The 14,199-nt window shown below is 63.2% G+C and carries 12 protein-coding genes; all 12 read left to right on the top strand.

Annotated elements, in window-relative coordinates:
• Position 1: 1 nt before the first annotated feature.
• The 12 genes from rpoC (at position 2) to E8M84_RS05695 (ending at position 14,021) form a co-directional block, all read left to right on the top strand.
• Positions 2 to 4,252: a DNA-directed RNA polymerase subunit beta' gene (rpoC, locus tag E8M84_RS05640; RefSeq protein WP_137110174.1), complete on the top strand. Its 4,251-nt coding sequence runs from the start codon at positions 2 to 4 to the stop codon at positions 4,250 to 4,252.
• A 143-nt stretch (positions 4,253 to 4,395) separates the two neighbouring features.
• A complete protein-coding gene (locus E8M84_RS05645) occupies positions 4,396 to 5,184 on the top strand; it encodes a universal stress protein (protein ID WP_170971855.1) in 789 nt (262 codons plus the stop codon).
• A gap of 311 nt (positions 5,185 to 5,495) precedes the next feature.
• Positions 5,496 to 6,374, top strand: a complete 879-nt coding sequence (locus E8M84_RS05650; RefSeq protein ID WP_137110176.1) for a DMT family transporter — start codon at positions 5,496 to 5,498, stop codon at positions 6,372 to 6,374.
• A 282-nt stretch (positions 6,375 to 6,656) separates the two neighbouring features.
• Positions 6,657 to 7,028, top strand: coding sequence for a 30S ribosomal protein S12 (rpsL, locus tag E8M84_RS05655; protein WP_103259202.1), 372 nt, complete (start codon positions 6,657 to 6,659; stop codon positions 7,026 to 7,028).
• An 11-nt stretch (positions 7,029 to 7,039) separates the two neighbouring features.
• The gene (gene rpsG / locus E8M84_RS05660) at positions 7,040 to 7,510 is read left to right on the top strand and encodes a 30S ribosomal protein S7 (protein WP_137110177.1); all 471 of its coding nucleotides are present in this window, start codon (positions 7,040 to 7,042) and stop codon (positions 7,508 to 7,510) included.
• Positions 7,511 to 7,519: 9 nt separating this feature from the next.
• Complete coding sequence (gene fusA, locus E8M84_RS05665; RefSeq protein ID WP_137110178.1) at positions 7,520 to 9,646, top strand: elongation factor G; 2,127 nt, start codon at positions 7,520 to 7,522, stop codon at positions 9,644 to 9,646.
• Between the two features lie 88 nt (positions 9,647 to 9,734).
• The gene (gene tuf / locus E8M84_RS05670) at positions 9,735 to 10,910 is read left to right on the top strand and encodes an elongation factor Tu (RefSeq protein ID WP_137110179.1); all 1,176 of its coding nucleotides are present in this window, start codon (positions 9,735 to 9,737) and stop codon (positions 10,908 to 10,910) included.
• A gap of 114 nt (positions 10,911 to 11,024) precedes the next feature.
• Positions 11,025 to 11,333 carry a 30S ribosomal protein S10 gene (gene rpsJ, locus E8M84_RS05675; protein ID WP_128515209.1) on the top strand — a complete coding sequence of 103 codons (309 nt, stop codon included), beginning with the start codon at positions 11,025 to 11,027 and terminating at the stop codon, positions 11,331 to 11,333.
• 15 nt (positions 11,334 to 11,348) lie between these two features.
• Positions 11,349 to 12,068 (top strand): 50S ribosomal protein L3, encoded by a 720-nt coding sequence (rplC, locus tag E8M84_RS05680; protein WP_137110180.1) that lies wholly within the window; start codon positions 11,349 to 11,351, stop codon positions 12,066 to 12,068.
• A complete protein-coding gene (gene rplD, locus E8M84_RS05685; protein WP_137110181.1) occupies positions 12,065 to 12,685 on the top strand; it encodes a 50S ribosomal protein L4 in 621 nt (206 codons plus the stop codon). Before rplC ends, rplD begins: the two co-directional genes overlap by 4 nt.
• The gene (locus E8M84_RS05690; protein WP_137110182.1) at positions 12,682 to 13,002 is read left to right on the top strand and encodes a 50S ribosomal protein L23; all 321 of its coding nucleotides are present in this window, start codon (positions 12,682 to 12,684) and stop codon (positions 13,000 to 13,002) included. The genes rplD and E8M84_RS05690 overlap by 4 nt, the downstream gene beginning before the upstream one ends.
• Before the next feature lie 164 nt (positions 13,003 to 13,166).
• Positions 13,167 to 14,021 carry a hypothetical protein gene (locus E8M84_RS05695; protein ID WP_137110183.1) on the top strand — a complete coding sequence of 285 codons (855 nt, stop codon included), beginning with the start codon at positions 13,167 to 13,169 and terminating at the stop codon, positions 14,019 to 14,021.
• The last annotated feature ends 178 nt before the right edge of the window (positions 14,022 to 14,199 follow it).

The following is a 14,199-nucleotide window of genomic DNA, read 5'->3' on the forward strand; positions in this document are numbered from 1 at the left end:
AATGAACCAGGAACTCTCGACCAATCCGTTCAACCCGGTTGCTCCGGTCAAGACCTTCGACGAGATCAAGATCTCTCTGGCCTCGCCAGAGCGGATCCTGAGCTGGTCCTATGGCGAGATCAAGAAGCCGGAAACCATCAACTACCGGACCTTCAAGCCGGAACGTGACGGCCTGTTCTGCGCCCGTATCTTCGGGCCGATCAAGGACTACGAATGCCTCTGCGGCAAATACAAGCGCATGAAGTATCGCGGCGTCGTCTGCGAAAAGTGCGGCGTTGAAGTCACGCTCCAGAAGGTGCGGCGTGAGCGGATGGGCCATATCGAGCTCGCCGCCCCCGTCGCGCACATCTGGTTCCTGAAGTCGCTGCCCTCCCGGATCGGCCTCATGCTCGACATGACGCTGCGGGACCTGGAACGCATCCTCTACTTCGAGAACTACGTCGTCATCGAGCCGGGCCTGACCGACCTCACCTACGGCCAGCTGATGACCGAAGAGGAATTCCTCGACGCGCAGGACCAGTACGGCACCGACGCCTTCACCGCGAACATCGGCGCGGAAGCGATCCGCGAGATGCTGGCGGCGATCGACCTCGACGCCACTGCCGAACAACTCCGTGAGGAGCTGAAGGAAGCCACTGGCGAGCTGAAGCCGAAGAAGATCATCAAGCGGCTGAAGATCGTCGAATCCTTCCTGGAATCGGGCAACCGCCCGGAATGGATGATCCTGACCGTGCTTCCGGTGATCCCGCCGGAACTGCGCCCGCTGGTCCCGCTGGATGGCGGCCGCTTTGCGACCTCCGACCTGAACGACCTCTACCGTCGCGTCATCAACCGCAACAACCGCCTGAAGCGCCTGATCGAGCTGCGCGCGCCGGACATCATCGTCCGGAACGAAAAGCGGATGCTGCAGGAAGCCGTCGATGCGCTCTTCGACAACGGCCGCCGCGGCCGCGTCATCACGGGCACCAACAAGCGCCCGCTGAAGTCGCTGTCGGACATGCTTAAAGGCAAGCAGGGCCGCTTCCGCCAGAACCTTCTGGGCAAGCGCGTCGACTTCTCGGGCCGTTCGGTCATCGTGACCGGCCCGGAACTGAAGCTGCACCAGTGCGGCCTGCCGAAGAAGATGGCCTTGGAACTCTTCAAGCCGTTCATCTACTCGCGGCTGGAGGCCAAGGGTCTGTCCTCGACCGTCAAGCAGGCGAAGAAGCTGGTCGAGAAGGAGCGTCCGGAGGTCTGGGACATCCTGGATGAAGTCATCCGTGAACACCCGGTCCTGCTGAACCGCGCGCCGACGCTGCACCGTCTGGGCATCCAGGCGTTCGAGCCGATCCTGATCGAAGGCAAGGCGATCCAGCTGCACCCGCTCGTCTGCTCGGCCTTCAACGCCGACTTCGACGGGGACCAGATGGCCGTCCACGTTCCGCTGAGCCTCGAAGCCCAGCTGGAAGCGCGCGTCCTGATGATGTCGACGAATAACGTTCTGTCGCCCGCCAACGGCGCACCGATCATTGTTCCGTCGCAGGACATGGTCCTTGGTCTCTACTATGTGACCATGGAGCGTAAAGGCATGCAGGGTGAAGGCATGGCCTTCGCCGACATCGAGGAAGTCGAACATGCGCTGGCCGCCGGTGCGGTGCATCTGCACGCCAAGATCAAGGCGCGTCTCCGTCAGGTCGACGAGACCGGCAACATCGTCTGGAAGCGGTTCGACACCACCCCGGGCCGTCTGCGGCTTGGCAACCTGCTGCCGCTGAACGCGAAGGCGCCGTTCGATCTGGTGAACCGCCTTCTGCGGAAGAAGGACGTGCAGACCGTCATCGACACCGTCTACCGCTACTGCGGCCAGAAGGAATCGGTGATCTTCTGCGACCAGATCATGACCCTTGGCTTCCGCGAAGCCTTCCGCGCCGGCATCTCGTTCGGCAAGGACGACATGGTGATCCCCGACAACAAGTGGACCATCGTGAACGAGGTGAAGGAGCAGGTCGCCGGCTTCGAACAGCAGTACCTCGACGGCCTGATTACTCAGGGCGAGAAGTACAACAAGGTCGTCGACGCCTGGACCAAGTGCAACGACAAGGTGACCGAGGCCATGATGGCCACGATCTCCGCGTCGCGCACCGACAAGAACGGTGCCGAAATGGAACCGAACTCGGTCTATATGATGGCCCACTCCGGTGCCCGGGGCTCGGTCATCCAGATGAAGCAGCTTGGCGGGATGCGCGGCCTGATGGCCAAGCCCTCGGGCGAGATCATCGAGACGCCGATCATCTCGAACTTCAAGGAAGGTCTGACCGTTCTTGAATACTTCAACTCGACCCACGGCGCCCGGAAGGGTCTGTCGGACACCGCGCTGAAGACCGCGAACTCGGGCTACCTGACGCGCCGTCTGGTCGACGTGGCACAGGACTGCATCATCCGCGTCCACGATTGCGGCACCGAACAGTCGATCACGGCGCAGGCCGCGGTCAACGACGGTGAGGTGATCGTGCCGATGGGCGAGCGTGTCCTTGGTCGCGTCGCGGCCGAAGACGTGATCGCGCCCGGCTCGGACGACGTGATCGTCGCCCGGGGCGAGCTGATCGACGAACGTCGCGCCGACCTGATCAACGGCTCGGGCATCGCCCAGATCCGCATCCGCAGCCCGCTCACCTGCGAGGCCGAAGAGGGCGTCTGCGCGCTCTGCTACGGTCGCGACCTGGCGCGCGGCACGCTGGTGAACATCGGCGAAGCGGTCGGCATCATCGCCGCCCAGTCCATCGGTGAACCCGGCACGCAGCTGACCATGCGCACCTTCCACATCGGCGGCGTGGCCCAGGGTGGCCAGCAGTCTTTCCTGGAAGCCAGCCAGGAAGGCAAGATCGAGTTCCGCAACGCGAACCTGTTGAAGAACGTCAATGGCGAGCAGATCGTCATCGGCCGGAACATGCAGATCGCGATCATCGACGAGGCGGGCCAGGAACGGGCCGCCCACAAGCTGACCTACGGCGCGAAACTGCACGTCAAGGAAGGCGAGACGGTCAAGCGTGGCACCAAGCTCTTCGAATGGGACCCCTTCACCCTGCCGATCATCGCCGAAAAGACCGGCGTGGCACGGTTCAAGGATCTCGTTGCGGGGATCTCGGTCCGCGAGGAAACCGACGATGCGACGGGCATGACCCAGAAGATCGTTTCGGACTGGCGTTCGGTGCCCAAGGGCGGCGACCTCAAGCCCGAGATCATCGTGATGGACCCGGCGACGGGCGACCCGGTCCGCAACGACCAGGGCGCACCGATCAGCTACTCCATGTCGGTGGACGCGATCCTGTCGGTCGAAGACGGCCAGGAACTGCGGCCCGGCGACGTGGTGGCGCGTATCCCGCGCGAAGGTGCCAAGACCAAGGACATCACCGGGGGTCTTCCCCGCGTGGCCGAATTGTTCGAAGCCCGTCGTCCGAAGGATCACGCGATCATCGCTGAAACCGATGGCTATGTCCGCTTTGGCAAGGACTACAAGAACAAGCGCCGCATCACCGTTGAACCGGTCGATGAGACGCTGACCGCCGTCGAATACATGATCCCCAAGGGCAAGCACATTCCGGTTCAGGAAGGCGACTTCGTCCAGAAGGGCGACTACATCATGGACGGCAACCCGGCTCCGCACGACATCCTGCGGATCATGGGGATCGAGGCGCTTGCCAACTACATGATCGACGAAGTGCAGGACGTCTATCGCCTGCAGGGCGTGAAGATCAACGACAAGCACATCGAGGTCATCGTCCGTCAGATGCTGCAGAAGTTCGAGATCCTGGACTCGGGCGACACCACGCTTCTGAAAGGCGAACAGGTCGAGAAGATCGAGCTGGACGAAGAGAACACCAAGGCGGTCAACCGCGGCGGGCGCGAGGCGAAAGCCGAGCCGGTCCTCCTCGGCATCACCAAGGCGTCGCTGCAGACCCGCAGCTTCATCTCGGCGGCCTCGTTCCAGGAAACCACGCGTGTCCTCACCGAAGCTTCGGTGCAGGGCAAGCGCGACAAGCTTCTGGGGCTCAAGGAAAACGTCATCGTCGGCCGCCTGATCCCGGCGGGCACCGGTGGCGCCACCAGCCGCGTCAAGAAGATCGCAGCCGACCGCGACCAGACCGTCATCGAAGCCCGCCGGTCGGAGGCTGAAGAAGCCGCCGCTCTGGCAGCGCCGATGGCCGTGATGGAACCGGACGCGGAGTCGATCTTCGACTCTGGCCTCGTCGACACGATCGAAAGCCGCGACTAAGTCGCGCGCCTTTCAGGCTAACAGCCCCGCCAGCCATCCGGTTGGCGGGGCTTTCCTTTTGCGCTGGCGTCCCCATGCCCTTGTGACCGGGCAGGGCCATGCATACCTCCCCTTTCAGGACCGCAGGAGAGGAGGCCCAGGCCATGCCCGCACGCTCGATTATCACCTTTGTCGAACCGTCCCGAGGTGTCGAAGACGCCACGGACTTGGCGCTAGCCTTGGGCTGGGCTGGCGGACTTGATGCCCGCGTGGTCGTGCTGGCCTTCCCGGCGGATGTCACCAGCAGCGCGTCTGATGACACGGACCTGGCGAAGGTGCGTGCCACCATTGTCGCGCAGGCCGAAAGGGCAGGGGTTCCGGTCTCGGTCGTCGACCGCTCCAGCTATGCCTACGGCATCGGCGAGGTCTTCGCAGACCACCTGAAAGTCGCCGATTTCGGCATCCTCACCGGGCGACGCGGGCCGTTGGTGGGCGAACGGCTGCTGGCGCAGGCCGCGATCTTCGACTCTGGCCGCCCCCTCGTTATCGCCCCCCGGACCGGCAGCCGCACGCTGCCGCGCCGGACACTGATCGCCTGGGACGGCACCCATGCCGCCGCCCGCGCGATGCAGGACGCCATCGCGCTGCTGCCCCCCGGGGCCGAGGCGGTGGTCGCCCGCGTCACCGATGACAAGGCGCTGCGGATGGACCAGTCCGGGATCGAGGCCGCGCATCACCTTGCCCGCCACGGGATCAAGGCCGAATTCCGCGAGATCCCCCGTTCGGGCCGCGATGTCTACGACGCCCTTCTCACCGCCGCGCACGAGGCCCAGTGTGACCTCATCGTCACCGGCGCAGTCCGCCACTCGCCGATCCACGAGCTGATCTTCGGCAGCGTCACCGGCCGGGTCCTCGACGGCGACTGCCCGCTCCCGGTCTTGCTCTCGGCATAAGCCGGGCGGCCGGGGCGGCTTGGCCCCGCCGCCGTACTTTCCCTTCGCCAAATATCCTCTGGGGGTTCGGGGGGCGAAGCGCCCCCGACGCCCGAGGAGGAGGCGAAGGCCGACGACGAGACAAAAGGCTTGCGCGTCAGCGCTCAATTCGAAAACCGCACCCACCCGCGCAGGGATGCCAATCCTTGTCACCCGGTTAACGCCCGCGCCTAAGCCCTTGAGTCCAAAAGACCCGCAAATCTGTCCACGCAGGGCGCTTTCCCTTCCCCTTGCCGCCTGATACCCATGCCGGGCAAGGGAAGGACCCCGTCGTGCCGATCTCCGAGAACCTCCGCGGCATCCTGCTGATGTGCGCGTCAATGGCCGCCTTCACGATCAACGACACCTTCATGAAATCGGTGACCGCCACCTTGCCGCTCTATCAGTCCATCTCGCTCCGCGGTCTGATCGCGATCCTGGGGCTGACGATCCTCGCGCTGGCGACACGCGCCTTCACTTTCCGACCCAACCGCCGCGATTCCGGCCTGATCGCGCTGCGGTCCCTCGCCGATGTCGCCGCCACGATCCTGTTTCTCGAAGCGCTGCTCCGGATGCCACTCGCCAACCTCTCGGCCATCCTGCAATCGCTGCCGCTTCTCATCACTCTCGCCGCTGCCCTCGTCTTCGGGGACAAGATCGGCTGGCGGCGGATGACCGCGATCCTCGTCGGCCTGATCGGCGTCCTCATCATCATCCGCCCGGGGACCGAGGGGTTTGACCGCTGGGCACTCCTTGGTGTCGGCTCGGCGCTTTGCGTGGTGGTCCGTGACCTGGCGGTGCGGCCGCTGCAGGGCCAGGTCCCCTCGGCCATCGTCGCCCTTGGCGCGGCCGTCGCAGTCAGCGTGATGGGCTGGACCGGCACCGCGATCCAGGGCTGGCAAAGCCCCACCGGATGGGAACTGGCCCGCATCCTGGGCGCGGGGCTTTTCCTGATCGTCGGATACCTAACATCGGTCGCCGCCATGCGCCACGGCGACATAGGACTTGTCGCGCCGTTCCGCTATACCTCGCTCCTCTGGGCCATCGTCCTGGGCCTTGTCGTCTTCGGCGATTTCCCCGACGGCTGGACCCTTCTTGGTGCCGCCATCGTGGTCGCGGCGGGTCTCTTTACGCTCTGGCGCGAACGCCAGCTGCGCCGGGTGCGGGACTGACAGACCTGCGCCGCTCTAGGCCGGGGCCTTCCATTGACACCCCTGCCGATTCCCCCTATACGCCCGCCAACCCGACGCCCGAGGTCCGCCTCTGGTTCAGGGCTCAGAGCGCTTGAAGTGGTCATGATCCGGGCCGAACATGCCCCGATCCTCTGAAAGTCCACCGCGACATCCCCGGCCGGGGGTGGCTGCGGTGTTAGTGTTTTGCGATTCGCGCAAGGCACGGTCGAGAAGCGGCGCCCCCAACGGCTAGGGGGGCGAGTATCGAAACGAGGAACGTGAATGCCGACGATTCAACAGCTGATCCGGAAGCCCCGGGAAGCAGTGGTCCGGAAGTCCAAGTCGCAGCACCTGGAATCCTGCCCGCAAAAGCGTGGGGTCTGCACCCGCGTCTATACCACCACCCCGAAGAAGCCGAACTCGGCCATGCGGAAAGTCGCCAAGGTGCGCCTGACCAACGGCTTCGAGGTCATCTCCTACATCCCCGGCGAAAAGCACAACCTTCAGGAACACTCTGTCGTCCTGATCCGTGGCGGCCGGGTCAAGGACCTTCCGGGTGTGCGTTACCACATCCTCCGCGGCGTTCTGGACACCCAGGGCGTGAAAGAGCGTCGTCAGCGTCGTTCGAAATACGGCGCCAAGCGTCCGAAGTGAGGAGATAACAGATGTCCCGTCGTCACGCCGCCGAAAAGCGCGAAATCCTGCCCGATGCCAAGTTTGGCGACCGGGTGGTCACCAAGTTCATGAACAACCTGATGCTGGACGGCAAGAAGTCCGTCGCCGAAGGCATCGTCTATGGCGCGCTTGACCGCGTCCAGACCCGCCTGAAGCGCCCCGCGGTTGAGGCTTTCCACGAAGCACTCGACAACGTGAAGCCCTCGGTCGAAGTCCGCTCGCGCCGCGTCGGCGGTGCGACCTACCAGGTCCCCGTCGAAGTTCGGACCGAGCGTCGTGAGGCTCTGGCAATCCGCTGGCTGATCACCGCCGCCCGCAAGCGCAACGAGAACACCATGGAAGAGCGTCTGGCCGCCGAACTGGCCGACGCCGTGCAGAACCGCGGCACCGCCGTGAAGAAGCGCGAAGACACCCACAAGATGGCCGACGCGAACAAAGCGTTCAGCCATTACCGCTGGTAAGAGGGCACAATGGCACGCGATTACCCGCTGGAACGCTACCGCAACTTCGGGATCATTGCCCACATCGACGCGGGCAAGACCACGACCTCGGAACGCATCCTCTACTACACCGGCAAGTCCCACAAGATCGGCGAAGTCCATGACGGCGCCGCCACGATGGACTGGATGGAGCAGGAGCAGGAACGCGGCATCACGATCACCTCGGCTGCCACGACCACCTTCTGGAACCGTCAGGTCGACCCCACCTCGGGCGTCGGCGACAAGGCCACGAAGTTCCGCTTCAACATCATCGACACCCCCGGCCACGTCGACTTCACCATCGAAGTTGAACGCTCGCTGGCCGTGCTTGACGGCGCTGTCGTTCTGCTGGACGGCAACGCCGGTGTGGAACCGCAGACCGAAACCGTCTGGCGTCAGGCTGACCGCTACAAGGTTCCGCGCATCGTCTTCGTCAACAAGATGGACAAGACCGGCGCCGACTTCTTCAAGTGCGTCCGCATGATCAAGGACCGCACCGGGGCGAACGCGATGCCGGTGGCCCTGCCGATCGGCGCGGAAGACAAGCTGGAAGGCATCATCGACCTCGTGACCATGGAAGAATGGGTCTACGAGGGCGAAGACCTGGGCGCGTCCTGGAAGCGCAAGCCGATCCGCCCGGAACTCAAGGACCAGGCCGACGAATGGCGCCTGAACCTGCTGGAAACGGCAGTGGGTCAGGACGACGCCGCGATGGAAGCCTATCTCGAAGGCAACGAGCCGTCGCCGGAGGAACTCCGCGCGCTGATCCGCAAGGGCACGCTCGCCATCGACTTCATCCCGGTTCTTGCCGGTTCGGCCTTCAAGAACAAGGGCGTCCAGCCGCTTTTGAACGCCGTCATCGACTATCTGCCTTCGCCTCTCGACGTGCCGCCCTACATGGGCTTCGCGCCGGGCGACGAGTCGGAAACCCGCAACATCGCGCGGTCGGCCGATGACGATCAGCCCTTCTCGGGCCTCGCGTTCAAGATCATGAACGACCCCTTCGTCGGCTCCCTGACCTTCACCCGGATCTATTCGGGCAAGCTGGCCAAGGGCGACCCGATGATGAACGCGACCAAGCAGCGCCGTGAGCGTGTGGGCCGCATGATGATGATGCACGCCATCGAGCGTGAGGAAATCACCGAAGCCTTCGCGGGCGACATCATCGCGCTGGGCGGTCTGAAGGAAACCACCACCGGGGACACCCTGTGTGATCCGAACGCCCCCGTCGTTCTTGAAACCATGACCTTCCCGGTCCCGGTGATCGAGATCGCGGTGGAACCGAAGACCAAGGCCGACCAGGAAAAGATGGGCATTGCTCTGGCCCGTCTGGCTGCCGAAGACCCGTCCTTCCGCGTGGAAACCGACCTGGAATCGGGTCAGACCATCATGAAGGGCATGGGCGAACTTCACCTCGACATCCTCGTCGACCGCATGCGTCGCGAGTTCAAGGTCGAGGCGAATATCGGCGCCCCGCAGGTGGCTTATCGTGAGACCATCTCGCGCTCGACCGAGATCGACTACACCCACAAGAAGCAGACCGGCGGCACGGGCCAGTTCGCCCGCGTCAAGCTGATCATCGACCCGACCGAACCCGGCGAGGGCTATTCGTTCGAATCGAAGATCGTCGGTGGCGCGGTGCCGAAGGAATATATCCCCGGCGTCGAAAAGGGCATCAAGTCGGTCATGGACTCGGGTCCGCTCGCGGGCTTCCCGGTCATCGACTTCAAGGTCCAGCTGGTTGACGGCGCGTTCCACGACGTCGACTCCTCGGTTCTGGCCTTTGAAATCGCGACTCGTGCGGCGATGCGTGACGGCCTGAAGAAGGCCGGTGCGAAGCTTCTCGAACCGATCATGAAGGTCGAAGTTGTCACCCCGGAAGAGTTCACCGGCGGCGTCATCGGCGACCTGACCTCGCGTCGGGGCATGATCACCGGGCAGGACAGCCGCGGCAACGCGAACGTCATCTCGGCGATGGTCCCGCTGGCCAACATGTTCGGCTACATCAACCAGCTCCGCTCGATGACCTCGGGCCGCGCGGTGTTCTCGATGGAGTTCGACCATTACGACACGGTTCCAGAGAACCTGAGCGCGGAAATACAGAAGAAATACGCATGACGGTGCGGCGGGGATTGCCCCGCCCTACCACCCCGTAGGGTGGGGTTCGACCCCACCGCCACCGACAACCGAATGAGGAGAGACCCTGATGGGCAAGGCAAAGTTTGAACGGAACAAACCGCACGTCAACATTGGCACGATCGGCCACGTTGACCACGGCAAGACGACGCTGACGGCGGCGATCACGAAGTACTTTGGCGAATTCCGGGCCTATGACCAGATCGACGGCGCGCCGGAAGAGCGGGCTCGCGGGATCACGATCTCGACCGCGCACGTGGAATACGAGACCGCGAACCGTCACTACGCCCACGTCGACTGCCCCGGCCACGCCGACTATGTGAAGAACATGATCACCGGTGCCGCCCAGATGGACGGCGCGATCCTGGTCGTGGCCGCTTCGGACGGCCCGATGCCGCAGACGCGCGAGCACATCCTGCTCGGCCGCCAGGTGGGCATCCCCTACATGGTCGTCTACATGAACAAGGTCGACCTGGTGGATGACGAGGAGCTCCTGGAGCTCGTCGAGATGGAAGTCCGCGAACTGCTGTCGTCCTACGAATACCCGGGCGACGACATCCCGATCATCAAGGGCTCGGCCCACCAGGCGATGATCGGCGAGTCGAAGGAGATCGGCGAGGACTCGATCCGCGCGCTGATGAAGGCCGTCGACGAATACATCCCGACCCCGGCCCGTGCCGTGGACCAGCCCTTCCTGATGCCGATCGAAGACGTGTTCTCGATCTCGGGCCGCGGCACCGTCGTGACCGGCCGGGTCGAGCGTGGCGTGATCAACGTCGGTGACGAAGTCGAGATCGTCGGCATCCGCGACACCAAGAAGTCGGTCTGCACCGGCGTCGAGATGTTCCGCAAGCTCCTGGATCGCGGTGAGGCGGGCGACAACATCGGCGCGCTCCTGCGCGGCGTGGACCGTGACGGCGTGGAACGTGGCCAGGTGCTGTGCAAGCCCGGCTCGGTCAAGCCGCACACCAAGTTCGAAGCCGAGGCCTACATCCTGACCAAGGAAGAAGGCGGCCGCCACACCCCGTTCTTCGCGAACTACCGTCCGCAGTTCTACTTCCGCACGACCGACGTGACCGGGACCGTGCAGCTGCCGGAAGGCACCGAGATGGTGATGCCGGGCGACAACCTGAAGTTCGTCGTGGAACTGATCGCCCCGATCGCGATGGAAGAGAAGCTGCGCTTCGCCATCCGTGAAGGCGGCCGCACCGTCGGCGCAGGCGTCGTCTCGAAAATCATCGCGTAAAGCGTATTGCACTTCCGAGGGGCGGGTTGTATCTGCCCGCCCTTCGACCAACGAAACAGAACCTCTCGGGTGGGGCAGCGCGTCCTGCGCCGATGTTCTAAAGGGAAAAAACCGATGCAAGGTCAGACCATCCGCATCCGGCTCCGCGCGTTCGATTACCGTGTGCTGGACGCCAGCACCCAGGAAATCGTGAACACCGCGAAGCGTACCGGTGCCACCGTCCGCGGGCCGATCCCGCTGCCCAACAAGATCGAGAAGTTCACGGTTCTCCGTGGTCCGCACATCGACAAGAAGTCGCGCGACCAGTGGGAGATTCGCACGCACAAGCGTCTTCTCGACATCGTCGACCCCACCCCGCAGACCGTGGACGCGCTGATGAAGCTCGACCTCGCTGCCGGCGTGGACGTCGAGATCAAAGTTTAAGGGGGCATGAAACAGATGCGCTCTGGAGTTATTGCAAAGAAGCTGGGCATGACCCGGCTGTTCCTGGCAGACGGCAAGCAGGTTCCGGTCACGGTTCTGCAGCTGGACAGCCTTCAGGTCGTGGCACAGCGCACCGCTGACAAGGATGGCTACACCGCCGTCCAGCTGGGTGCGGGCGTGGCCAAGGCCAAGCGGACCACCGCCGCGCAGCGCGGTCACTTCGCCAAGGCGAACGTGGCCCCGAAGCGCAAGATCGCGGAATTCCGGGTCACCCCGGACTGCCTGATCGACGTGGGCGCGGAAATCACGGCCGACCACTACCTCGCAGGCCAGTTCGTTGACGTGGCGGGCACCTCGATCGGTAAAGGCTTTGCCGGTGCGATGAAGCGGCACAACTTCGGCGGCCTCCGCGCCTCGCACGGTGTGTCGGTTTCGCACCGTTCGCACGGCTCGACCGGCCAGTGCCAGGACCCCGGCAAGGTGTTCAAGGGCAAGAAGATGGCTGGCCACATGGGCGCCGTCCGGGTGACCACGCAGAACCTGCAGGTCGTCCGCACCGACGCCGACCGCGGCCTGATCATGATCAAGGGCGCTGTCCCCGGATCGAAGGGTGGCTGGGTCACCGTCAAGGACGCCGTGAAGAAGCCGGAAGCCAAGGACGCACCGCGTCCGGCTGGTATCCGCACTGCGGCTGCTCCGGCAGCAGAAGTCGCCGCCGAAGGGGGTGAAGCATGAAACTCGATGTGATCAAGCTGGACGGCAAGAAGGCCGGCTCCATCGACCTGGACGAAGCGCTGTTCGGCCTTGAGCCGCGTGCCGACATCCTGCACCGCGTTGTGCGCTGGCAGCGTGCCCGCGCCCAGGCTGGCACCCACTCGGTGCTGACGCGTGCCGAGGTGAGCTACTCGACCAAGAAGATCTATCGCCAGAAAGGCACCGGCGGCGCACGCCACGGTTCCAAGAAGGCCCCGATCTTCCGTCACGGTGGCGTTGTCAAAGGCCCGATCCCGCGCAGCCACGCCCATGACCTGCCGAAGAAGTTCCGCGCCCTCGGGCTGCGGCACGCTCTGTCGGCCAAGGCCAAGGCGGGTGAGCTGGTGATCCTGGACGCGGCGACCCTCGCCGAAGCCAAGACCGCCAACCTCGCGAAGATGAAGTCGGAACTCGGCTGGAAGCGCGTCCTGATCATCGACGGCGCTTCGGTTGATGCCAACTTCGCCCTGGCCGCCCGCAACCTGGACGGCGTCGACGTTCTGCCCACCATGGGCGCCAACGTCTACGACATCCTGAAGCGTGATACCCTGGTCATCACCAAGGCCGGTATCGAAGCCCTGGAGGCTCGCCTGAAATGAGCAAAGCACCGAAAACCGCTGCGGCCGTCAAGCCGGAGCACTACGACCTGATCAAGAAGCCGGTCATCACCGAAAAGGCCACCATGGCCTCCGAGGCGGGTGCCGTCGTGTTCCAGGTCGCGATGGACTCGACCAAGCCGCAGATCAAGGAAGCCGTCGAGGCGATCTTTGGTGTGAAGGTGAAGGCGGTGAACACCACCATTACCAAGGGCAAGGCCAAACGTTTCCGCGGTCGCGCAGGCGAGCGTTCGGACAAGAAGAAGGCCTATGTGATGCTGGAAGACGGTCAGACGATCGACGTGACGACCGGCCTCTGAGCCTTAGGCTTGAGTGAAATGAGAGAGCCCCTGCCGGAAGGTGGGGGCTTTTTGCTAAGGGGTGAGTGGTCTGAAAGCCCGCTATGCCATTAGAATTTCGATAGCGCCGTCTCAGCAAGTTAGATACGTCTAGGGTGCAGGTGTCACTTCTGGGCTGAACGAATATGGACATTGAGTTCAAAGAAAAGACCTTTGAGAAAAGCTTTGGGCACGAGTTGGCCCGCTTAACCAATGCTACGTTTTCGCCGGATCAGTGTGATGAGTCGTGGCTTGGGTTCGATGAGGCATTTTTTCTTCCAATGGAGTGGTTCTTCCGTTTTGGGCCGTATGTCAGGCGCCACCGCCAGCGCCGTCTTACCGGCGTCGAAATTGATGAGTTCAATATGACTGGCAAAACGATTGCCAGCCACTTGCCGGATTTCAAGCTTAATCTGTTCGTGCAATTCAAACGACCGACGTTCCTCCGCTCACGTGGCGCAAAGGAATGGTCTGACTGGAACCAGAGCTACTATCGCTACCAAACTATGCCACACCAGCAAGAAGCGCTGGAAAGAATAGATGCGCAGAGCTTCGGGCGCGCTGCGACGATCTATGCTAGTCCAGCATTCTGGCAGGCTTCCGATCTTTGGTCGTATGTCAGGGGTTCGACCGTTGTCGATCATAGTAACATTGCCAGTGTCGGCAAACTAAAGGGGCACGGGCACTACAGCTACATCGAGGCTGGGTGCTTTGGCAAAGGTCACTCCGAGACAGTTGATATTGAAAGTCAGCCGCTTAAGGAGATAATCTCACTGGGCCTTGATAGAAATAATCCACTCCCGCTCAATCAGCATCTGAAGAAGACGGCGGCAGCTATAGTGGAGGCCACCAGTGGCAGTGATCTTGTCACACCGATTTTCCGACAGGTACAGACGGCGCGGGAACTGGAAACGCTTGATCCAGGTTCCTTGTATGACGCGATCCAAATCATCGAGATATTCTCAGATGCGTTTGGAGTTCGATACTTTTCTCTCGCGTAGTAGCAACGCCTAACAGACAGGAGTTCTTCGGACGGCGTGGGACGTGATGCCTCCACACTGCTCAAATTTTCCAACTGCTGGCGTCCAAAGAATTTCCTAGTCTACCCCTTGCCACCCCCACCCCCGTCTGCTAATCCCGCGCCACGCCAGAAGCCCCGGATTCGTCCGGGGCTCTTGG

The sequence above is a fragment of the Rhodobacter sp. SY28-1 genome (assembly GCF_005222785.1).
In the GTDB taxonomy this organism is placed as follows: Bacteria; Pseudomonadota; Alphaproteobacteria; order Rhodobacterales; family Rhodobacteraceae; genus Tabrizicola.

What these genes read in the sequence shown, in the direction of transcription:
- rpoC (WP_137110174.1), top strand. Translation starts at nt 2, where the DNA reads ATGAACCAGGAACTCTCGACCAATCCGTTCAACCCGGTTGCTCCGGTC.
- E8M84_RS05645 (WP_170971855.1), top strand. Translation starts at nt 4,396, where the DNA reads ATGCCCGCACGCTCGATTATCACCTTTGTCGAACCGTCCCGAGGTGTC.
- rpsL (WP_103259202.1), top strand. Translation starts at nt 6,657, where the DNA reads ATGCCGACGATTCAACAGCTGATCCGGAAGCCCCGGGAAGCAGTGGTC.
- rpsG (WP_137110177.1), top strand. Translation starts at nt 7,040, where the DNA reads ATGTCCCGTCGTCACGCCGCCGAAAAGCGCGAAATCCTGCCCGATGCC.
- fusA (WP_137110178.1), top strand. Translation starts at nt 7,520, where the DNA reads ATGGCACGCGATTACCCGCTGGAACGCTACCGCAACTTCGGGATCATT.
- tuf (WP_137110179.1), top strand. Translation starts at nt 9,735, where the DNA reads ATGGGCAAGGCAAAGTTTGAACGGAACAAACCGCACGTCAACATTGGC.
- rpsJ (WP_128515209.1), top strand. Translation starts at nt 11,025, where the DNA reads ATGCAAGGTCAGACCATCCGCATCCGGCTCCGCGCGTTCGATTACCGT.
- rplC (WP_137110180.1), top strand. Translation starts at nt 11,349, where the DNA reads ATGCGCTCTGGAGTTATTGCAAAGAAGCTGGGCATGACCCGGCTGTTC.
- rplD (WP_137110181.1), top strand. Translation starts at nt 12,065, where the DNA reads ATGAAACTCGATGTGATCAAGCTGGACGGCAAGAAGGCCGGCTCCATC.
- E8M84_RS05690 (WP_137110182.1), top strand. Translation starts at nt 12,682, where the DNA reads ATGAGCAAAGCACCGAAAACCGCTGCGGCCGTCAAGCCGGAGCACTAC.
- E8M84_RS05695 (WP_137110183.1), top strand. Translation starts at nt 13,167, where the DNA reads ATGGACATTGAGTTCAAAGAAAAGACCTTTGAGAAAAGCTTTGGGCAC.